This window comes from Saccharopolyspora erythraea, assembly GCF_018141105.1.
Lineage (GTDB): Bacteria > Actinomycetota > Actinomycetes > Mycobacteriales > Pseudonocardiaceae > Saccharopolyspora_D > Saccharopolyspora_D erythraea_A.
Genome location: NZ_CP054839.1, coordinates 3878184 through 3898320, shown reverse-complemented (window position 1 = coordinate 3898320; position 20137 = coordinate 3878184). Strand labels below are relative to the sequence as shown.

At 71.5% G+C, this 20137-nt stretch carries 17 protein-coding genes; 12 read left to right on the top strand and 5 right to left on the bottom strand.

The genetic code is table 11. The features are described from left to right. Nucleotides 1-439: 439 nt before the first annotated feature. Nucleotides 440-1675, top strand: a complete 1236-nt coding sequence (locus HUO13_RS17725; protein ID WP_211902412.1) for an MFS transporter — start codon at nt 440-442, stop codon at nt 1673-1675. Nucleotides 1676-1774: 99 nt separating this feature from the next. On the opposite strand, the gene HUO13_RS17720 is transcribed toward HUO13_RS17725, so the two are convergent. Further along, nucleotides 1775-3055: an MFS transporter gene (locus tag HUO13_RS17720; RefSeq protein WP_249124981.1), complete on the bottom strand. Its 1281-nt coding sequence runs from the start codon at nt 3053-3055 to the stop codon at nt 1775-1777. Nucleotides 3056-3126: 71 nt separating this feature from the next. Between HUO13_RS17720 and HUO13_RS17715 the strand changes: the two genes are divergently transcribed. Beyond that, entirely contained in the window at nt 3127-3744 is a 618-nt protein-coding gene (locus tag HUO13_RS17715) for a CGNR zinc finger domain-containing protein (RefSeq protein WP_211902410.1), read from the top strand. Here the strand turns inward: HUO13_RS17715 and HUO13_RS17710 are convergent. Then, nucleotides 3633-4481, bottom strand: a complete 849-nt coding sequence (locus HUO13_RS17710; RefSeq protein ID WP_249124980.1) for a DUF1990 family protein — start codon at nt 4479-4481, stop codon at nt 3633-3635. The two genes, HUO13_RS17715 and HUO13_RS17710, sit on opposite strands and share 112 nt — an antisense overlap. A gap of 85 nt (nt 4482-4566) precedes the next feature. Between HUO13_RS17710 and HUO13_RS17705 the strand changes: the two genes are divergently transcribed. Next, nucleotides 4567-4779, top strand: a complete 213-nt coding sequence (locus HUO13_RS17705; RefSeq protein WP_211902409.1) for a hypothetical protein — start codon at nt 4567-4569, stop codon at nt 4777-4779. 7 nt (nt 4780-4786) lie between these two features. Further along, on the top strand, nt 4787-5509 hold the full coding sequence (locus HUO13_RS17700; protein WP_211902408.1) for a DUF1990 family protein: 723 nt from the start codon (nt 4787-4789) through the stop codon (nt 5507-5509). A gap of 282 nt (nt 5510-5791) precedes the next feature. On the opposite strand, the gene HUO13_RS17695 is transcribed toward HUO13_RS17700, so the two are convergent. Next, the gene (locus HUO13_RS17695) at nt 5792-7192 is read right to left on the bottom strand and encodes an amino acid permease (RefSeq protein WP_211902407.1); all 1401 of its coding nucleotides are present in this window, start codon (nt 7190-7192) and stop codon (nt 5792-5794) included. Between the two features lie 323 nt (nt 7193-7515). After that, the gene (locus HUO13_RS17690) at nt 7516-8736 is read right to left on the bottom strand and encodes an ROK family transcriptional regulator (protein WP_211902406.1); all 1221 of its coding nucleotides are present in this window, start codon (nt 8734-8736) and stop codon (nt 7516-7518) included. A 380-nt stretch (nt 8737-9116) separates the two neighbouring features. Here HUO13_RS17690 and HUO13_RS17685 point away from each other — a divergent pair, with 380 nt between their 5' ends. The 5 genes from HUO13_RS17685 to HUO13_RS17665 all read left to right on the top strand — a co-directional run bounded on the left by HUO13_RS17685 (nt 9117) and on the right by HUO13_RS17665 (nt 15179). Further along, nucleotides 9117-10406 carry an ABC transporter substrate-binding protein gene (locus tag HUO13_RS17685; protein ID WP_211902405.1) on the top strand — a complete coding sequence of 430 codons (1290 nt, stop codon included), beginning with the start codon at nt 9117-9119 and terminating at the stop codon, nt 10404-10406. Nucleotides 10407-10477: 71 nt separating this feature from the next. Beyond that, nucleotides 10478-11488 carry a carbohydrate ABC transporter permease gene (locus HUO13_RS17680; protein WP_211902404.1) on the top strand — a complete coding sequence of 337 codons (1011 nt, stop codon included), beginning with the start codon at nt 10478-10480 and terminating at the stop codon, nt 11486-11488. Then, nucleotides 11485-12345, top strand: a complete 861-nt coding sequence (locus HUO13_RS17675) for a carbohydrate ABC transporter permease (protein ID WP_211902403.1) — start codon at nt 11485-11487, stop codon at nt 12343-12345. The genes HUO13_RS17680 and HUO13_RS17675 overlap by 4 nt, the downstream gene beginning before the upstream one ends. A gap of 37 nt (nt 12346-12382) precedes the next feature. Then, nucleotides 12383-14059: a glycoside hydrolase family 13 protein gene (locus HUO13_RS17670; RefSeq protein ID WP_211902402.1), complete on the top strand. Its 1677-nt coding sequence runs from the start codon at nt 12383-12385 to the stop codon at nt 14057-14059. Nucleotides 14060-14096: 37 nt separating this feature from the next. Beyond that, complete coding sequence (locus HUO13_RS17665) at nt 14097-15179, top strand: ABC transporter ATP-binding protein (protein WP_211902401.1); 1083 nt, start codon at nt 14097-14099, stop codon at nt 15177-15179. A 36-nt stretch (nt 15180-15215) separates the two neighbouring features. On the opposite strand, the gene HUO13_RS17660 is transcribed toward HUO13_RS17665, so the two are convergent. Then, nucleotides 15216-15881: a GntR family transcriptional regulator gene (locus HUO13_RS17660; protein ID WP_211902400.1), complete on the bottom strand. Its 666-nt coding sequence runs from the start codon at nt 15879-15881 to the stop codon at nt 15216-15218. Between the two features lie 137 nt (nt 15882-16018). Here HUO13_RS17660 and HUO13_RS17655 point away from each other — a divergent pair, with 137 nt between their 5' ends. The 3 genes from HUO13_RS17655 to HUO13_RS17645 are packed head-to-tail and all read left to right on the top strand — an operon-like array spanning nt 16019 to nt 20108. Next, nucleotides 16019-17650, top strand: a complete 1632-nt coding sequence (locus tag HUO13_RS17655; RefSeq protein ID WP_211902399.1) for an L-lactate permease — start codon at nt 16019-16021, stop codon at nt 17648-17650. Next, complete coding sequence (locus HUO13_RS17650; RefSeq protein ID WP_211902398.1) at nt 17650-19032, top strand: FAD-binding oxidoreductase; 1383 nt, start codon at nt 17650-17652, stop codon at nt 19030-19032. The genes HUO13_RS17655 and HUO13_RS17650 overlap by 1 nt, the downstream gene beginning before the upstream one ends. Continuing rightward, the gene (locus tag HUO13_RS17645) at nt 19029-20108 is read left to right on the top strand and encodes a (Fe-S)-binding protein (RefSeq protein ID WP_211902397.1); all 1080 of its coding nucleotides are present in this window, start codon (nt 19029-19031) and stop codon (nt 20106-20108) included. The genes HUO13_RS17650 and HUO13_RS17645 overlap by 4 nt, the downstream gene beginning before the upstream one ends. Nucleotides 20109-20137 lie beyond the last annotated feature (29 nt).

Genomic DNA, 20137 nt, shown 5'->3' with positions numbered 1-20137 from the left:
CAGCTCACGACCAGGCGGTCCACCTCCAGCGAGGCAGCACCCAGCAGGGCGGCACACCTGGAGACCGGCCTCTTGACCATGTCCGCCTACACGGGTCCGACGCGCGCTGGCACCCCCCTCCGCCGCCCCCCGCACAGCACACCGTCGACCACAGTGGACGCTCACCCGGATGAGTGACGAGCGAAACCTCCCGCCTACTCGCCGTGGTCGGACTCACGTCGTCTGAGCTGGACACGCCCGGGCCGAGTCCTGAAACTGGATACAGGACAGCCGATGAGGGCGCGAACCGAAATCGTCTGTCCAATTTCACAGTCGGCACTGGATCGATTCAGTTCCGCTGAGTGACCCTCCGGCGCGAGGGAAGCTCCACCCCCGTCTCGACAGCGGCGACCACGACCCCGACGTCGCCACCCCGACTCTGCTTCTCGAGAGGAGAACTGTGCCCTTCGCGCTGCTCGCGCTTGCCCTCGGCGCATTCGGCATCGGTACGACGGAGTTCGTCATGATGGGCGTGCTGCCGCAGGCGGCCGCCGATCTCGGCGTTTCCATCCCCACCGCGGGCCACCTGATCACCGGCTACGCGCTCGGTGTGGTGATCGGTGCGCCGACTCTGGCCGTCCTCGGTGCCCGGCTGCCCCGCAAGGCCATGCTCGTCTCGACGATGAGCCTGTTCACCGTCGGGAACCTGCTCTTCGCGCTGTCCCCCAGCGCCGAGATCGGCATGGCGTTCCGCTTCCTCGTCGGCCTGCCGCACGGCGCCTTCTTCGGCATCGGCGCGGTGGTGGCCACCAGCCTCGCCGGCGAGGGCAACCGCGCCAAGGCGGTCTCGATGATGTTCATGGGCCTCACGCTGGCCAACGTCGTCGGCGTCCCGCTGGGCACGCTGCTCGGCCAGCAGTTCGGCTGGCGGGCCACCTTCGTCGTGGTCGCCGCGGTCGGCCTGGTCGCCGTCGCCGCCATCGCCCGGCTCGTCCCCGACCAGGGGCGTCCCGACCCCCAGCAGGCCTCGGTGCGCGGCCAGCTCGCCGCCTTCCGCAACCCGCAGATCTGGCTCGCGCTGGCGATTGTCACCTTCGGCCTCGGCGGGACCTTCGCCTGCCTGAGCTACCTGACCCCGATCCTCACCGACGTCTCCGGCTACTCCCCGACCGGCGTGACGCTGCTGCTGGTGCTGGCCGGGCTGGGCATGACGCTGGGCAACTACCTGGGCGGCCGCATCGCCGACAAGGCTCTGATGCCTGGTCTCTACGGCGCGCTCATCGGCATCACCGCGGTGCTCGGCACCTTCGCGATCACCTCGTCGGACAAGGTGGCCGCCGCGGTGACGGTCTTCCTGATCGGTGTGGGCGGCTTCATGGTCGCGCCGATCATGCAGACCATGGTCATGTCCAAGGCCGGCGGTTCGCCGGTGCTGGTGTCGGCCGCCGTGCAGTCGGCGTTCAACATCGCCAACTCGATCGGCGCCTACGCGGGCGGGCTGGTGATCGCCCACGGACTCGGCCTGCTGGCCCCGAACCTGGTCGGGGCGATGCTGTCGGTGCTCGGTCTCGCGCTGGCCGTCGTCTCCGGCGGCCTGGAGCGCAGCACGCGGCGCCGGACCGCCGCCCGGGAGGTCCCCGCGCGCGACATCCCGGTGGTCGAGCCCAGGACCGAGCCCGCCCTGGTCCCGGCCTGACCGACTGCCCCCGCGGCATCCACGAAAGCGGCTCGACGTCGGCACGACCGGCGTCGAGCCGCTTTTGTGTCCACATCGGACCCTCACGGCCACCCTGGCCTACCTGCCCGCTGCACGCACGCCGAGTCCAGCCGAAGATGCCGGTGCTTCCCGCCCTCGCACCGGACCGCGGGCATCCCCGATCCGGGCGATCGCCAGCCCTTGGCCCGCGGCGGCGAGGAGCATGAGCGCGATGCCTGCGGGGTAGCCGCCCGTCGCGTCGATCAGCAGCCCCATGAGCAGCGGACCGAGACCGGCGGCGAGGTAGCCGGCGCCGAGGGCGAATCCGCTGACTGCCGCGCTCGTCCCGGCGTCCGGAGTCCGCCAGGCGATGACGGCGAGCCCGAGCGGGAAACCCGCGCCTCCGGCCACGCCGAGCAGCACCACCCACGGCCACGGGCCGACCACCGGCGGGACCGGCAGGAGCAGCGCACCGAGGGTTCCGGTCACCGCGCAGGCCAGCGTCAGCGTCGACCAGAACCGCCACCGCCTGCGGCGCTCGGCCAGCGCGGGGACGAGCAGCCCGGCCGGGATGTGGGCCAGGCTCCACACCGCGAGCAGGAGTCCGGCGTGCTGCGCGCCGATGCCGTGGGAGGCGTAGTAGGCGGGCAGCCAGGTCGACCAGCCGTAGACGAGCAACGACGTGCCGCCCTGGTAGCAGGCCGCCCAGCGACGCAACCCCCCGCAGGAGGATGGAGAACCCGGGGTTCGCGCGGTGCGCGAGCGCGTCATCCGGCGGGTGAGCACCGTCCAAACCACGACGGCGAGCAGCGCGGGCACGGCCCAGGCGGCCAGGGAGAACGACCAGCCGCCGAGGACCCTCGCGACCGGCACCGCGGCGGCACTGGCCACTGTGGAGCCCAGCATCATGGCCACCACGTAGCCGCCCGTCACCGCGCCGACCCTGCCCGGCAACCGGTCCTTGACCACACCGGCCAGCAGCACACCGGCCACCCCGAGGCCGAGTCCGACCAGGACGCCGCCCGCGATCAGCGAGGCCAGCGAGGGCACGCCCCTGACGAGGCCGCCCGCCGCGACCAGGGCCACCGCGGCACCGAGCGCCCGCTCGCGGCCGAGGCGCGCCCCGACCGCCGAGCCCGCGAAGGATCCGGCCGCCATCATCAGCACCACCGAGGACTGCACGAGACCGGTCACCCCCGCCGGGGCCGCGAGATCCCTGCCCGCCATCGCCAGCAGCGGCGGATAGCCCGCCAGCGGCGACCGGAGGTTGACCGCCAGCAGGAGCAGACCGGCCAGCACGACCAGCGGATGCGCTCCAGGGACGGCACGTGCGTCCGGATCGCTCGCGGACACGGGTCGGCCCGGCAGGAACGTGCTCATGAGAAACACCCGCAGCATCGAAAGGGGTATAGTTCGTTATATCGGTTACCGTAGTCCGGTGGAGGTAAGAGGTGCAAGTACTTTTAGACGATTACGTCTGGGCCTCGGGTATCGCGACCGCGCTGGTCAACACAGCACCGGAGGTGGCTGTGAGCACCGGCGACCTGCTCGCCGACCCGGACTCGCTGGGGCGCTTCCTCGCCGGGCACGGCATCCACCCGGACGCGCTGGCCGACGGCCGGACGCCCACCACAGAGGACATCGCGGAGGTCCACGAGGTGCGCGGCGTCCTTCGCGAGGCCATCGAGGCACCCGACGCCGCCACGACGACCGGCCTGGTCGAGTCCCTCCTGCGCGACGTCGCTCACGGACCGGGGCTGCGCCAGGACGCCGACGGGCGCTGGCAGTGGAGCGTCGGCTCACGACCGGACGCACGAGCCGCCGAGGAGGTCGCGCTGGTCACCGGCGTCGGCCTGCTCTCGACGCTGCGCGTGCTCGGCCACGACCGCTTCCGCGGTTGCGGCAGCCCCACCTGCAACGGCGTCTTCGTCGACACCAGCCGTGGCGGCCGCCGCCGCTACTGCGAACCGGAGATCTGCGGCAACCGCCTCAACGTCGCGAAGCACCGGGCGCGCGCACGCGCCGCCCGGGAGGCCGCCCAGCGGCGGGAACGCTCACCCGGACGCTGAGTCGCGGGATTCCGCCGCGGACGCGGCTCGACTTCCGAGGTGACGGCGCGGGTGCGGGTGCGGATGCGGACCCCGTCGTGCGCGCGGCCCCGGGCGAGCGACGCGGCGTGCAGGCAGAACCGCACCCACATGTTGAGCTGCATCTCCTTGGCCAGCCGCGCCCGGGAGTAGAGCAGGTGGACGAGCGTGCTGCCCGGCCGCGCCCAGGCTTCGATCTCGAAGCGCAGCCCGTCGCCTTCCGGCCGGGCGCGGAACTCGATCTGCCCGGCCTCCAGGTGTCCTCGCAGCGTCAGCAGGTGGAACGAGGTCGGCAGGCAGCCGACCACCCGGACCGGCGCGTTGAACGGGCCCGGCATGCGGACCACGAGCTCGTCACCGAGCCCCAGCGCCTCACCTCCGCCGCGGGTCCGGTGCACCCTCGCGACCTCGCGCGGAAGCGCCTGGTTCATGTCGGCCATCACCGCGCCCATGAGCTCGGCCGCGTCCAGCTCGTTGTCCACGATCCGCACGCCGAAGGTCCGGTGGTACAGCGGTCCCGTGCCGTCGGCGAGCAGCTGGCAGTTCTCGTCGAGCAGCTCGGCGGGCGGCGCGGGCGGCAGGTCCGACGCGTCGCCCGCCTCCTCGGACCGGTGCAGCGGCGTGATCTGCCAGAGGTAGCGCCACGACACCAGCGCCATGCCGAAGAGCCACTGCGCCACCACGAGCGGTCGGCGCGTCGCGGGAGTCTCGTAGGCCACGTCGGCGTTCCTTTCGCGCGGGACCCCCGGAACGGGGATGCTCGTGGCATGCCCCGGGACGCGCTGGACGACACAGGGAGGCCCCATGCTCGTTCGGGTGATGCACCGCGTCGGGCTCCGCAGCGCCCACTTCCACGCCCTCTCGCTGGGGTCGGTCGTGCTCTGCCTGGGCCTGTGGATCCGCGCCAAGACCGTCGACCAGACCATGCGCGGCAACGCCGAGCGCCGCGCGCTGTTCACCGGGTTGTGGCCCCCGACCCTGTGGCTGATCGGTGACTCGCTGCGCGAGCTCGAATGAGGGCCTGATGCGCGCCCGGCTGCTGGGCGGGGTCGACTACGCCGCGTCGTTGCGGGGACTGCGGCACCGCCGGGTCAACTTCAGCGCCGCCGAGGTGTCCGCGCCGGCCTGGCACTTCGACACGCGCCGCCACCACATCGCCCTCGAACGCCCGGGCCCTCCCGCCCCCGGCGGCGCCTGGGAGAGCGCCCGCGAGCTCATCCGGGACTACGAGTTCTCCCCTCCGGAGATCGTCCGCGCCGTCTACGACCGCCGCTCGCCCCTGCTCGGCCGCGACATGCTGCTCGAGGGCCGCTTCCACGGGGCGCGGTTCCACATGGGCGTCCGGGTCACCGCCGTGACCGACGAGGTCCGCGGGGACTCGCAACGCGTGTGGGGCTGGTCGTACGAGACGCTCGAAGGCCACCTGGAACGCGGCAGGTTGAGCTACGAGGTGGTCAAGGACCTGCGGACGGGCGTGGTGTGGTTCGTCATCAGGGGCTTCTCGCGGGTCTCACCGGACGTCGGGCCGCTCCTCCGGCTGGGCTGGCGGTTGTTCGGCCGCCGCACGCAGCTGCGTTTCTACGCCCGGTGCGGCGCCCGTCTGCGTGCACTCGTGCGGTTGCGCATGGCGGGTGTCGGCGCCACCCCGAACACGATCGGCGAGAGCAGGCTGGTCCTGGTTCCGTCGGGGACACGCCCCGGCATCGGCGACCGCTTGGGCGTGCGGTGGCACCACCCCAGCACGTGATCGGCGCAGCAGGTGGCCTCCGGGTGGGGCCCTCAGCGATCACGTGGTTCCGGATCGGTCTCGTCGTCGAGTGGATGGTCACGGCGGGAGTGCTCCGCGACCACCTCGATTGCTCGGGCGACGAGCCGCTCGACACCGCTCTCCTGTCCGGATCGCGGTTGCACCGGCGGCTCTGCGCTACGACGGGAAAGAGCGGACGGAACGCAGGTCCGTCCATCATGGACCTCCGCGGCCGACGGCCGGCGATCCGCCCGCTCTTCCCGCACGATCAAACCTCGCGACTCATCGCGACGACCGTTCGACGGCCGGGGCCGGATCCGCCGCCGGACGCCCGCGGCGAGCGGCGAGGTAGCCGACGAACGCGGCCAGCGCGAGGACCGGGGTGATGTAGAGGGCGATGCGGGTTTCGGCGTCGAAGGCGAGCAGGACGACGACCAGGGCGAGGAAGGCCAGGACGACGTAGTTGGAGTAGGGGGCCAGGGGCATGCGGAAGGTGCCCGCGGGCAGGGTGCCGGTGGAGACCTTGCGGCGGTAGCCGAGGTGGGCGATGAGGATCATGCCCCAGGTGAAGATCGCTCCCACGGTGGAGGCGCTGGTGATGTAGGTGAAGGCCTGCTCGGGCACGAAGTAGTTGAGCACGACCCCGATGAGCATGGCCACGAAGGTGACCGCGATCGCTCGTGCGGGCACGGCCCGGGAGCTGAGCTTGGAGACCGCTCGCGGGGCCTGGCCGTCCTGGGACAGGGTGCGCAGCATCCGTCCGGTCGAGTAGATGCCGGAGTTGCACGAGGACAGCGCGGCGGTGGTGACCACGAAGTTGACCACGCCGGCCGCGGCGGGGATGCCGATCAGGGTGAAGGCGTGCACGAACGGGCTGCCGTCGGCGGGGAACTGGTTCCATGGCACCAGCGCGCACAGCGCGGCCAGCGCGCCGACGTAGAAGATCAGGATGCGCAACATGATGGAGTTGACCGCGCGGGGCAGCACCTTCTTCGGGTTCGCGCTTTCGCTGGCGGTCTGGCCGACCATCTCCACGCCGATGAAGGCGAACATCACGATCTGGAACGACAGCAGTGCCTGGGTCGAGCCGTTGGGGAACATCCCGCCGTGGGCCCACAGGTTCGACACCGCCGCGGTGTCGCCGACGTCGGAGAACCCGAAGACCAGGATGGCCGCGGCCAGCACGATCAGTCCGACGATGGCCACGACCTTGACCAGGGCGAACCAGAACTCGAACTCGCCGAAGAGCTTGACCGCGATCAAATTGACCCCCGAGAGCACGATCAGCGCGCCCAGCGCGGGAATCCACTGCGGGACCTGGGGGAACCAGAACTGGAAGTACTCGCCCACCGCGGTGATCTCGGCCATGCCGGTCACGATCCACACCAGCCAGTAGCCCCAGCCGGTGGCGAACCGCGCCCACGGTCCGACGAACTCCCCGGCGTACTCGGCGAACGAGCCGGACACCGGCCGGTACATCAGCAGCTCGCCCAGCGCCCGCATCACGAAGAAGATCATCAGGCCCGCGACGGCGTAGATGAGGATCAGACCGGGCCCGACCTGGTTGAGCGCCTTGCCCGAACCGAGGAACAACCCGACACCGATCGCACCACCGATCGCGATCATGTTGATGTGCCGGGTACTCAGATCCTTCCGGTACTCCTCGCCCACTGGCTCCGACATTGAAAACGGACTCCCTTCCGCAAACCTCCCCGGCCGGCGCTGCGCTCGACCGGCCGAGTGCCGGGGACCACAGTGAGGCGTCCGCCATACGACGTCATCGTTGCGCGAGCACCATGTGGGCTGATCCGGTTGTGCTCCGACGACATCCGTCCTGTTCAGGCAGGAGGGAAAACCTTTGCTCTGCAATGCTGTTCGTCGCCGCCGACGACCGTGCCGGTTCCGGAGTGGATCGACGGGAGCGGGCTCGTAGGTTTCATCCCAACAAGGTGTCCGCCGTTTTCGGGAGAAGCCCGCGCTCGTCGGCTACGTGCCGCTCCCGTTCGTCACCGGCTTGCGACGGCCCCTTCGCCGCGCGCGTCCACCAGCCTGGCGCGGACGGCACGCCCCGGGTCCCCGCCCGCCTCGGCGCTGTCGAGCGGCACGGACATGACCAGCGCGGCGGCCCCCTGCGTCCAGTTGCGGTCGTCCCAGCGATCCACCTCGACCGGAACGTCGTTGCGCGACCTGGGCAGGTGGGCCCGCAGCGCCGGCTCGAAACCGGGTTCCCAGTACCGCCAGCCCGCGATGCCCTCGCCGTAGACGACCACGCTCTCCGGGTCGATCACGTTGAGCAGGGACGCGACCGAGCGGCCGAGCTTGCGCCCCGCCTCCCGCAGGATGGCCGATGCACCCGCGTCACCGGCGGCAGCGGCGTCATGCAGAGCCGCGATGCCCTGGTCTGCCGAGAGGATCCCGTCGCGCCGCGCTCGGGCGACCAGCGCGCGGTCTCCGATGACCGCTTCCAGGCAGCCGTTGTTGCCGCACACGCAACGGGGACCGTCCAGCTCGAACGGGGTGTGGCCGAGTTCCCCGGCGTCGCCGTGCGCACCGCGGTAGACCGAGCCACCGGAGACGATCGCGGCGCCGATGCCGACACCGATGGTGATGATCACGAGGTTCTGCCGCGTCCTGCCGCGCCCGTACAGGCACTCGGCGACGGCGAGCGCGTTGACATCGTTGTCGACCAGCACCGGCAGACCCAGCATCGAGCGCAGGCGCCGACCGAGCGGCAGCCCGTTCCACCCCAGGATGTCGGCGTTGACCACGCCCTCCCAGCGGTCGCTGACTCCCCCGGGCACGCCGAGACCGACGCCGAGCAGCGAGCCGGCGCCGCCCTCGCACTCACCGGCGAAGGACAGGATCGCGTCGGCGAGCGCTCCGAGGGCGTCGGCCGAGCCCGGGTCGAAGTCCGCGGTCGCGACCCGCCGCACGGTGCCGTCCAGCCGCACGTCCGCGATCGCCAGGTGATCCGGCGTCACCTTGACACCGATGGCGTGCCTGGCGGCGCCCGCCAGCCCCAGGAGCTGAGCCGGACGACCGCCACGCGAGGGGGCGGCGGCCAGCTCCGCGAGCAGTCCGCGCTCGATCAGGTCCTTGGTGAGCTGGGTGACCGACGCCGGGCTCAGGTCCAGCCGCCGTGCGATCTCGGTACGGCTCAGCGATCCGGCGGTACCCGCCAGGGCGAGGATCGCGGCGCGGTGGAGGTCGGCCGACTGCGAGGCCACCCGGCACCCCTTTCGACAAGAACAAAGAAAGACAATGCTAAGCCGCCGCCCCGCGGCGGTCAACGCCAGGGCACACCCGCGCGGCGGACCTTCCCTTGCCGCAACGTCGCTTCCAGCGAAACCACGTGTCACCGCCGACGCACGCCCCTTGACGTGGCCACCGTCACCATCTAGGTTTCCACCCACTTAATTCATATCCGAAAAAACTGGTGCGGTTCGCAGACGAGCCGGCGGAGCGCGATCCGCTCCCCGTCCCGCGACCGCACCACGGGAGCAACCGACCGCGGCCCGCGAACCTCGCGGCCTCCGAGACCGCCTCGCCGCCCGGCGCGGTGGCCGCGCTCCCGCCTTCGGCGACCGTCGCATCAAGGGAGATCGACGTGAAGTTCAGACGCGCGACCTCTGTATCGATCATGATCAGCGCGCTCGTCCTCCCCAACGCCGCCTGCGGTGCCGGGGACCGCGAGCACGCGGCCACCGAGCCGCTCGAGGGTCGCGGCCCCATCACCTTCGTCACCGGCAAGGACGACTACGGCGTCAACCCCAGGCTGGTCGCCGAGTGGAACCGCACGCACCCGAGCGAACCGGTGCGGCTGATCGAGCTGCCCGCCTCCGGTGACGAGCAGCGCCAGCAGATGATCCAGAACGCCCAGACCCGGTCGGAGGCGTTCACCGTGCTCGACCTCGACAGCGTCTGGGTCTCGGAGTTCGCTGCCAACCGCTGGATCACCGAGCTGCCGGAGGAGCAGTTCGACACCTCGAAGTACCTGGGGCCGCCGGTCGAGACCGCGCTCTACCGCGGCCGGCTGTTCAGCGTTCCGGCCAGTTCGGACGGTGCGATGCTCTACTACCGCAAGGACCTGCTCGACGAGGCCGGTGTCGCGCCGCCCACGTCGCTGGCCGAGCTCCGGCAAGCGTGCGGGCGCGTCCTCGCGCTCCCGAGCGCCGCCGGGATGTCCTGCTACACCGGGCAGTTCGAGAAGTACGAGGGCCTCGTGGCGAACTTCGCCGAAGTCGTCCACGGCGCGGGCGGCAAGATCGTCGGCGACGACGGCAGGCCCGACGTGAACACCCCGCAAGCCAGGCAGGCGCTGGACTTCCTGGTGAGCGGGCTGCGTTCCGGGATGATCCCGCAACAGTCGATCGCCTTCAAGGAACCGGAGTCACGCCGCGCCTTCCAGGAAGGCCAGGTGGTGTTCAGTCGCTGGTGGCCCTCCCAGTGGTCGCTGCTGAGCAAGACCGACGGCTCGTCGGCGGTCGCGGGGAAGTTCGCCGTCACCGCCCTTCCCGGGCTCGCCGGGCCCGGCGTCTCCAGCCTCGGCGGCCACAACGTGGCGATCTCCTCCTACGGCAGGAACAAGGCCACCGCGCTGGACTTCATCAAGTTCCGGGCCGGCGAGGAGCAGCAGCGCAAGTACCTGGAGCAGGGAGCCATGGCCCCCACCATCGCCTCGCTCTACGACGATCCGGCACTGCGGGAGCGCTACGCGTACCTGCCGGTGCTCAAGCAGTCGATCGCCGGGGCGGAGCCGAGGCCCCGAGTCGTCGACTACGGCGAGGTGACCCAGGCGATCCAGGACGAGGTCTACGACGCGCTGACGGGTGCCAAGACTTCCGAGCAGGCGCTGGCAGACCTGCAGAGCCGTCTCGAGGGACTGATCGAGCTGTGACTCACGACGTGATGGGCCGCAACCGCCGCGACGAGGCGGGAGCGGATCCGGCTGCGAGGGATGGCATGACGATGACGACCGGTACCGCGACCCGCCCCTCCGGCGGAGTGCGGCGGCAGGACGGGCGGGAACGGCGCAAACGCACGCGCGCGGCCGGGACGACGCGGCTGGCGGGCATCCTGCTCTCGCCCACGCTGCTGGTCCTCGGCCTGGTGGTGTTCTACCCGCTGCTTTCCGCGCTGCGCCAGTCCTTCTTCACCGAGAACGACGAGCTCGACGCCGAGGGTTTCGTCGTCGAGGGCGAGAAGTTCAACGGGCTCGGCCACTACTTCGACGCGATCGCCGGTGACGGTGCGGCGAGGTTCTGGAACGCGGTGTGGAACACGACGATGTTCACCACCACGACGGTCGTGCTGGAAGTCGTCCTGGGGATGGCGATGGCGCTGGTCATGCACCGCGCCTTCCGGGGACGGGCGCTGGTCCGCGCCGGCATCCTGGTTCCCTGGGCGATCCCGACCGCGGTGTCCGGCCTGCTCTGGCGGTGGATCTTCGCGCCGGACGGGATAGCCAACGTGGTGCTGGGCCAGCAGGTCGTCTGGAGCGCCGACGGGCCGCAGGCGCAGCTCGCGGTGATCATCGCCGAGGTGTGGAAGACCGCCCCGTTCGTCGGGCTGCTGACCCTGGCGGGACTGCAGGTGATCCCCAACGAGGTCTACGAGGCCGCCGTGGTGGACGGGGCAGGCGGCTGGCGCCGGTTCCTGCACATCACGCTGCCGCTGGTGAAACCCGCTCTGCTGGTCGCGGTGCTGTTCCGGGTACTGGACGCGCTGCGCATGTTCGACCTGCCCTTCGTCCTCGTCGGACAGCAGAAGCAGTCGGTGGAGACGCTGTCGATGCTCGCATGGCAGGAGGCGACCAACGTCCGCTACGGCGCGGCCGCGGCCTACGCCACGATCATGTTCCTCTACGTGGCGCTGGTGGCCTTCGCCCTCGTGAAGCTGCTGGGCACCGACGTCGTCGGGGAAGCCCGCACGCAGCTGCGCTCCCGGCGGGTCCGCTCCCGCGAGGCGGTGGTCGCATGAGCACCCCGCAGTCCGGCCGCGGGCGCTCGCGGGGTGCCGCGTGGAAGCGCTGGCTGCCCACCGCGGGCATCGCCGCCATCGTGCTCTACTGCCTCGCACCGTTCTACTGGATGGTGGTGACGGCGTTCCGGCGGCCGTCGGACCAGTTCGACAACTTCCCGGTGCCGCGCGTCTGGTCGTTCGAGAGCTTCCTCGCGGTCTTCGAGCCCGGTACCGGCTTCGGGCGCGCGCTGCTCAACAGCCTCGTCGTGGCCGGGTGCACGACGGTGCTGACGCTGGTGGTCGGGGTCTCGGCGGCCTACGCGCTGGCACGGCTGCAGTTCCGCGGAAAGGCGCTGGTGCTGGCCCTGATCATCGCGTGCAGCATGTTCCCTGGGATCTCGCTGGTGGTCCCGCTGCTCGGGCTGTTCACCGAGCTGGACTGGATCAACAGCTACCAGTCGATGATCGTGCCGAGCATGTCCTTCGCGCTGCCGCTGGCGGTGTGGAACCTGACGACGTTCTTCCGGCAGATGCCGGTGGAGCTCGAGCAGGCGGCCATGATCGACGGCTGCACACCGGCGCAGGCGTTCCGCAGGGTCATCGTGCCGCTGGCCGCTCCCGGCGTGTTCACCACCGCCATCCTCACCTTCATCATGTCCTGGAACGAGTTCATCATCGCGCTGTCCGTGGTGAACGAGCAGGACATGCAGACGGTCACCGTCGCCATCTCCAAGTTCACCGGCGCGCAGGGTTTCGAGCAGCCCTTCGGCACCCAGATGGCCGCCGGTGTCGTGGTCACCGTCCCCCTGGTGGTCGCCGTGCTCCTCTTCCAGCGCCGAATCGTCGCGGGCCTCACCGCCGGCGGCGTCAAGTAACCGGCCAGAAATCCCCGCAGCAGAGGGAGAAACTCGAATGCAGCAGCAGTCCCGGACCGGTTCCACCGGCGAGGCCACCGCGCCGTGGTGGCGCGACGCGGTGATCTACCAGGTCTACATCCGCAGCTTCGCCGACGGCGACGGCGACGGGATGGGCGACGTCGCGGGCATCCGGTCCCGGTTGCCGTACCTGCGCGACCTCGGCGTCGACGCGATCTGGATCAACCCCTGGTACGTCTCGCCCCAGGCCGACGCGGGCTACGACGTCGCCGACTTCCGCGACATCGACCCCCGCTTCGGCACCCTGGCCGACGCCGAGCGGCTCATCGACGAGGCCCACCGGCACGGCATCCGCGTCATCCCCGACATCGTCCCCAACCACACCTCCGACCAGCACGAGTGGTTCCGGGCGGCGCTGGCCGCCGGCCCCGGCAGCCCCGAGCGGCAGCGCTACGTCTTCCGCCCCGGTCGCGGACCCGGCGGTACGCAGCCGCCGAACAACTGGATCTCCAACTTCGGCGGGTCCGCGTGGACGCGGGTGACCGAGCCCGACGGCAGCGCCGGCGAGTGGTACCTGCACCTGTTCGCACCCGAGCAGCCGGACCTGAACTGGGCCGACCCGCAGGTGCGCGAGGAGTTCGAGTCGATCCTGCGGTTCTGGTTCGACCGCGGCGTGGACGGGTTCCGCATCGACGTGGCGCACGGGCTGGTCAAGGACCCCGAACTGCCGGACGCGCTGGCTCCGCAGGGCTCCGGGTACGTCTACCCCGACGGCGAGCACCCGCACTGGGACCGCGACGAGGTGCACGAGATCTACCGCCGCTGGCGGAGCATCGCCGACTCCTACCCCGGAGAACGCAAGTTCGTCGCCGAGGCGTGGACCGACACCCCGCGCCGGTTGGCCAACTACGTGCGCGAGGGCGGCCTGCACACCGCCTTCAACTTCGACTTCCTTCAATGCCCCTGGGACGCCGCGCGGCTGCGGGAGGTCATCGACCGCACGACCGACAGCCTCGCCGACGTCGGCGCGCCCGCGACGTGGGTGCTGTCCAACCACGACGTGGTCCGGCACGTCACCCGCTACGGACGTCCGCCGGTGGACTGGCGCCCGGGGACGCTGTTCCGGTCGCACGGGTCGCTGGACCTGGAGCTCGGGACGCGGCGGGCGCGGGCGGCCGCCCTGCTGATGCTGTCGCTGCCTGGTGGGGCCTACGTCTACCAGGGCGAGGAGCTCGGGCTGCCGGAGGTCGAGGACCTGCCCGAGGAACTGCTGCAGGACCCGACGTGGGAGCGGTCCGGGCGCACCGAGCGGGGCCGGGACGGCTGCCGGGTTCCGATCCCGTGGTCGGGCACCCGTTCGCCGTTCGGCTTCAGCGCCGGCGACGGTCCGGCGCAGCCGTGGCTGCCGCAGCCGGAGGGGTGGAAGGACCTCACCGCGCAGGCCCAGCAGGGCGATCCGAACTCGATGCTCGAGCTCTACCGCTCGGCGCTGCACATCCGCCGGGACCACCCGGCCCTCGGCGAGGGCGACCTGCACTGGGAGGACGCCGGAGATGGGGTGCTCTCGTTCCGGCGGACGCCCGGATTCCGCTGCGTCTCCAACACCTCGGGCCAACCCGAGCAGTTGCCGCCGCACAACGGGGTCCTGCTCGCCAGCGGGCCGCTGGACGACGGGCTGCTGCCGCCGGACACCACGGTCTGGCTCCAGCTGTGACCGCCCCACCGGACAACGATCGAGGAGGTCGGAGAACATGGCGACCGTCGCCTACGACGAGGTGACGCGGCACTACGGTGGCGCGGACCGTCCCGCGGTGGACGGGCTCGACCTGGAGATCGCCGACGGCGAGTTCCTGGTGCTGGTGGGCCCGTCCGGATGCGGCAAGTCCACCAGCCTGCGAATGCTGGCCGGCCTGGAGGAGGTCGACTCCGGTGCGGTCCGCATCGGCGACCACGACGTCACCGGACTGTCCCCCAGGGACCGCGACATCGCGATGGTGTTCCAGAACTACGCGCTCTACCCGCACATGACCGTGGCCCGGAACATGGGCTTCGCGCTGAAGATCGCCGGAACGCCCGAGCACGAGATCCGGCGCCGGGTCGCCGACGCCGCCGAGCTGCTGGACCTCAGCGGCTACCTGGACCGCAAGCCCCGGGCGCTCTCCGGCGGTCAGCGGCAACGGGTCGCGATGGGACGTGCCATCGTGCGGGAACCGCGGGTGTTCCTGATGGACGAGCCGCTGTCCAACCTGGACGCCAAGCTGCGGGTGTCGACCCGCACGCAGATAGCCGCACTGCAACGGCGTTTGGGCGTCACCACGGTCTACGTCACCCACGACCAGGTGGAGGCCATGACCATGGGCGACCGGGTGGCGGTGCTGGACGGGGGCGTGCTCCAGCAGTGCGCTCCCCCGCGTGAGCTGTACGAGCGTCCCGCCAACGCCTTCGTGGCGGGGTTCGTCGGCTCACCCGCCATGAACCTCCTCCGCTGCGCGCTGACCGACGCGGGTGCCCGCATCGGTGGCCTCGACGTGCCCCTGCCCAGGGCGACCCGGGCCGCCGCGGCGGGTGATGCCGAGGTCGTCATCGGCTTCCGGCCCGAAGCGGTCCGCCCCGGGTCGCCGGACGACGGGTTCGAGGTGGCGGTCGACCTCGTCGAGCAGCTCGGCGCGGACGCCTACGTCCACTGCACCCTCGCCCACGCGGAGCCCAACGGGATCATCACGCGCGCGGACCCCCGCGACGCACCGGAGAAGGGCCGGAAGATCCGGCTGCGCGTAGAGCCCGAGCACGTGCACGCGTTCTCCGCGTCCACCGGGGAACGGCTGCCCGCCTGATCAGTCCGGTGCGGGCGGGCACCCGCCCGCACCGGATCAGCCGGCCGCGCTGAAGTGGCGCCGCAGCGAGCTGTGCGCGCCGTCGAGGTGCTCGCGCATGCACCGCACGGCCGCCTCCGCCCCGCCGTCGCGCAGCGCGTCCAGCACCGCGCGGTGCTCGGCGGCGATGCGATCGCGCCCCAGCGTCAGGCGCGTCTGGACCATGCAGAGGTGGATCTCGCCCTGGATCGTCCGGTAGAGCCTGCTGAGCCGGGGGCTGCCGATCGCGTCGACCAGGATCTGGTGGAACCGCAGGTCTGCTTCGACGAACGTGCTGTGCGACGTGGACGGCCGCAGGCGGTCGAGGTCGGCCACAGCGCGCTCGGCCTCCTCCAGCACGCCGCCGTCCACCCCGGCCAGGCCCCGCACGACCTCCAGCTCCAGCGGAATGCGAACCAGGAACAGGTCGTCGATGTCGCCTATCCCCAGGCGCGGAACGGTGGCGGGCTTGTTGGCCTCGCGCTGCAGCAGCCCCTGGTGGACCAACGTGGAGATCGCGCTCTTGGCCGTGGGGCGCGAGACGCCGTACTCGGCGGCGACCTCGTTCTCGGCCAGCGTCGTGCCCGCCTGGATCTGGCCGTCCAGGACCCGGTCGCGCAGGGATGCCACCAGTGCGTCCACGACCGAGACCGTGGACAGCGTGGTGAACGCCTGGCGCGCCATGGTGCCTCCTTATCGATCCACCGCAATCGTCGCACAGCTGACTGCCATCCCGGCGTTGACAGCCTCGCGTTCATGTCTCATTGTCTGACAACGATACGTGAGACACGCCACTCATGTCAGCGACGACGGGAGGGCCGATGCAGGTCTACGAGCAGGACTACGCCCCACTCTGGGGCTCCCTCGGGTGGAGCGCGCTGTTCGCGGCCTTACCTCTCCTGACGCTGTTCGCCCTGCTCGGCGGCCTGAGGTGGAAGGCGTGGAAGGCATCCCTGGTCGCGCTCGCGGTGGCGTCGGCGGTCGCGCTCGCCGTCTACGGCATGCCGTTCGGGCAGGCGGTGCTGGCCGGCACCGAGGGGGCGGCGTTCGGCTTCATGCCGATCCTGTGGATCGTGCTCAACGCCATCTGGATCTACAAGCTCACGGAGCTGACCGGGTGGGACGCGGTGCTGCGGCGCGCATTCGGCACGCTCTCGGACGACCACCGCGTCCAAGCGGTGATCATCGCGTTCTGCTTCGGTGCGCTGCTGGAGGCGCTGGCCGGCTTCGGCACCCCGGTCGCGGTGACGGCGGCGATGCTGATCGCCCTCGGTCTCCAGCCGATCAAGGCCGCCGCCGTCGCCCTGGTGGCCAACACCGCACCGGTCGCCTTCGGCGCGATCGGCGTGCCGATCACGACCCTCGGCGAGATCACGGGACTGGACGCGGCGGAGGTGGGTGCGGTGGTGGGCCGCCAGACGCCGGTGCTGGCCGCCGTCGTACCGCTGGTCCTGGTGTTCATGGTCGACGGGCGCCGCGGCCTGCGCCAGACCTGGCCCGTCGCGCTCGCGACCGGCCTGGCCTTCGGCGTCGCCCAGTTCGTGAGCGCGAACTACATCTCCTACCAGATCGCCGACATCGTGGCCGCCTTCGCCGGCGCGCTCGCCGCGATCGTGGTGCTGCGGGCGTGGAAGCCGCAGAAGCAAACCGTGCCGGTCTCCTCCGGCGGGGGCTGGGACCCGGCCGACGGCGAGCCTGCGGGCGAGCGCCCCTCGCGGGGCTCGGCCCTGCTGGCCTTCGCGCCTTACCTGATCGTGGTCGTGCTGTTCGCGATCACGACCTCCGGACCGGTGTCGGACTGGCTGTCCGAGCACGCGACCTGGAAGTGGCAGTGGCCCGGCCTGCACGTGGTGGACAGCTCCGGCGAGGCCCTGTCGGCGATCACCTTCAAGTTCGAGCTGCTCAACGGCGGGACCGTGCTGCTGCTCGTCGGGGTGCTCACCGCGCTGCTCTACCGCGTCGCACCGATGCGCGCGCTGCGCGCCTACGGCGCGACCTTCGCGCAGTTCCGCTGGACGATCCTCACCGTGATGGCCGTGCTCGCGCTGGCCTACGTCATGAACCTCTCCGGACAGACCATCACCCTCGGGCTCTTCCTGGCCCAGGCGGGCGCCATGTTCGCGCTGCTGTCGCCGGTGGTCGGCTGGCTCGGGGTGGCCGTCACCGGCTCGGACACCTCGGCGAACTCGCTGTTCGGCCTGCTCCAGCTCACCGCCGCGCAGCAGACCGGGCTGTCGGCGCAGCTGCTGGCGGCGGGGAACAGCTCCGGTGGCGTGCTCGGCAAGATGATCTCGCCGCAGAACCTGGCGATCGCCGCGGCCGTGGTGGGGCTCGAGGGCCGCGAGGGCGAGCTGTTCCGCCGGGTCGTGGGCTGGAGCCTGGCCCTGCTCGCCCTGATCTGCGCGCTCGTCTACCTCCAGTCGACCCCGGTCCTGGGGTGGATGGTGAGCTGATGACGCTGCCGAAGCAGGACACCGACGCGCTGGCGGCCATCGTCGGAGCCGAGCACGTGCGCGTCGAGCCGGGAGAGCTGGCGCCCTACGCGCGCGACGCCACGCCGCTGTTCCACGCCGAGCCCGACGCCGTGGTTTTCCCCGCCACGACCGGGGAAGTCGCCGAGGTGCTCAAGCTCGCCACCGAACGCGGCATCCCGGTGACACCGCGCGGTGCGGGGACCAACCTCTGCGCCGCCACCGTCGCCGAACGCGGCGGCATCGTGCTCGTGCTCACGCGGCTGAACCGGATCCTGGAGATCAGCCGGGAAGAGCTGCTGGCGCGGGTCGAGCCGGGTGTGACCACCGCCCGGCTCGCCGACGCGGCAGGCGCGGAAGGCCTGCTCTACGCCCCCGATCCGGGCAGCCGCACGGCGTCCACAGTGGGCGGCAACGTCGCGACCTGCGCGGGCGGTCTGCGCGGCCTCAAGTACGGCGTCACCCGCAACTACGTCCTCGGTCTCACCGCCGTGCTGCCGACCGGTGAGGTCGTCCGCACCGGCGGACGGCTCTGGAAAGACGTGGCGGGCTACGACCTGACCCGCCTGCTCACCGGCTCCGAAGGCACGCTCGCGGTGATCACCGAGGTCACCGTGGCGCTGCTGCCCACCCCGGCGGGCAGCGGGACCGGAGTGGCCTACTTCGGCTCGCTGGCCGACGCCTGCCGGGCCGTCACCGCCGTCATCTCGGCGGGCCTGGTCCCCGCGACGCTGGAGTTCCTCGACCAGAAGTGCGTTGCCGCCGTGGAGGAGTTCGCCGCGCTCGGCCTGCGCACGGACGCGGGAGCGCTGCTGCTGTTCGGCGACGACGGCACCGACGACGTGGTGGCCGGCAACCTGGCGCGGATGGCCGAGGTCTGCACGTCGGCGGGCGCGCTGGAGGTGACCTTGGCCGAGGACGTCGCGCGGTCCGAGGCCCTGCTGGCGGCCCGGCGGTGCTCGCTGCCCGCGCTGTCGCGGCTGAACTCCCTGACCATCTTGGAGGACGCGACCGTGCCCCGGCCGAAGCTGGCCGAGATGGTCGACCGCATCGACGCGATCGCGGCCCGCCACGAGCTGATGATCGCGACCTTCGGCCACGCGGGCGACGGCAACCTGCACCCGACCTGCGTGCTGGACCCCGACGACGCCGGCGCCGTCGACCGCGCGCACAAGGCGTTCGCCGAGATCTTCGCCGCCGCGGTCGAACTGGGCGGCACCATCACCGGCGAGCACGGCGTCGGCGCCGCGAAGCTGCCCTACCTCGCCGACCGCATCGGACCCGAGCAGGTGGCGCTGCTGCGGCGGATCAAGAGCGCGTTCGACCCCGCCCACATCCTCAACCCCGGAAAGCTGGGATCATGACCGAGCCGGCCGAGCGCGGGATCTTCGGCAAGGACCTGCTGGACCGCTGCATCTCCTGCGGCTTCTGCCTGCCCGCCTGCCCCACCTACGAGCTCACCGGCGACGAGGCGTCCTCGCCGCGCGGGCGCATCACGCTGATGCGCGCGCTGGAGACCGGACGGCTCGACGAGGACGATCCCACCCTCGCCGAGGAGTCGTCGTTCTGCCTCGGCTGCCGCAGCTGCGAGACGGTGTGTCCGGCGGGCGTGGAGTACGGCACGCTCCTGGAGCAGTGGCGCGACCACCAATGGCGGGGCAGGCGCCGCCCGTGGATCGCACGGCTGCTCATGGCGGTGGTGTCCCGGACGTGGCTGCTGCGCCTGCAGGGCCTCGTCCGGCGCCACGCCCGTACCCGCAAACGGGAAGACGGGCCCGCGCTGATGCTCGGTTGCGTCGAGCGCGGCCTGTACCCGCGGGTCAGCCGGGCGGCACGGGCGCTTCGCCCGGAGCTCACCGCCCCGGCGGCCCAGGGCTGCTGCGGCGCGCTGCATGCCCACAACGGCGACTCGGCCAAGGGCGCCGAGCTCGCTCGCGAACTCGGTGAGCGCCTGCCGGGGCGGATCGTCACCACCGCCGGGGGCTGCGCGGCGCACCTGAGCACCCACCTGGGTCGCGACCGCGTCAAGGAGGTCGGCGAGTACCTCGCCGAGGCCGGCCACCGGGCGCTCGGCGAGGTCCGCGCCGGAGACCGCCGGGCGCGCGTCGCGCTCCAGGACTCGTGCCACCTGCGCAACGGCATGGGCGTGACCCGCCAGCCCCGCGACCTGATCCGGGCCGTGGCCGACTACGTCGAGCTGCCCGGCGCCGGCGACTGCTGCGGTGCCGCGGGCACGTACGCGATGCTGCGTCCGAAGGACAGCCGCGCCGTGCTGGACCCGAAGCTCGACGCGATCGAGCAGTCCGGTGTGGACTACGTCGTGGCCGTCAACCCGGGCTGCCTGCGCCAGTTGCAGCAGGGTCTGCGAGCACGCCGCTCCACCGTCCGCGCGCTGCACCTGGTCGAGCTGCTGAGGGAGGCGCAGAACGCGCGGGAGTGAACTGGAGGCCGGTTCCAGGACACGCTCTG

Excerpts from the sequence above, each read along its gene's own strand:
- HUO13_RS17720 (WP_249124981.1), bottom strand. The coding sequence starts at position 3,055 with ATGAGCACGTTCCTGCCGGGCCGACCCGTGTCCGCGAGCGATCCGGAC.
- HUO13_RS17705 (WP_211902409.1), top strand. The coding sequence starts at position 4,567 with ATGCTCGTTCGGGTGATGCACCGCGTCGGGCTCCGCAGCGCCCACTTC.
- HUO13_RS17700 (WP_211902408.1), top strand. The coding sequence starts at position 4,787 with ATGCGCGCCCGGCTGCTGGGCGGGGTCGACTACGCCGCGTCGTTGCGG.
- HUO13_RS17695 (WP_211902407.1), bottom strand. The coding sequence starts at position 7,192 with ATGTCGGAGCCAGTGGGCGAGGAGTACCGGAAGGATCTGAGTACCCGG.
- HUO13_RS17680 (WP_211902404.1), top strand. The coding sequence starts at position 10,478 with ATGACGACCGGTACCGCGACCCGCCCCTCCGGCGGAGTGCGGCGGCAG.
- HUO13_RS17675 (WP_211902403.1), top strand. The coding sequence starts at position 11,485 with ATGAGCACCCCGCAGTCCGGCCGCGGGCGCTCGCGGGGTGCCGCGTGG.
- HUO13_RS17670 (WP_211902402.1), top strand. The coding sequence starts at position 12,383 with ATGCAGCAGCAGTCCCGGACCGGTTCCACCGGCGAGGCCACCGCGCCG.
- HUO13_RS17665 (WP_211902401.1), top strand. The coding sequence starts at position 14,097 with ATGGCGACCGTCGCCTACGACGAGGTGACGCGGCACTACGGTGGCGCG.
- HUO13_RS17660 (WP_211902400.1), bottom strand. The coding sequence starts at position 15,881 with ATGGCGCGCCAGGCGTTCACCACGCTGTCCACGGTCTCGGTCGTGGAC.
- HUO13_RS17655 (WP_211902399.1), top strand. The coding sequence starts at position 16,019 with ATGCAGGTCTACGAGCAGGACTACGCCCCACTCTGGGGCTCCCTCGGG.
- HUO13_RS17650 (WP_211902398.1), top strand. The coding sequence starts at position 17,650 with ATGACGCTGCCGAAGCAGGACACCGACGCGCTGGCGGCCATCGTCGGA.
- HUO13_RS17645 (WP_211902397.1), top strand. The coding sequence starts at position 19,029 with ATGACCGAGCCGGCCGAGCGCGGGATCTTCGGCAAGGACCTGCTGGAC.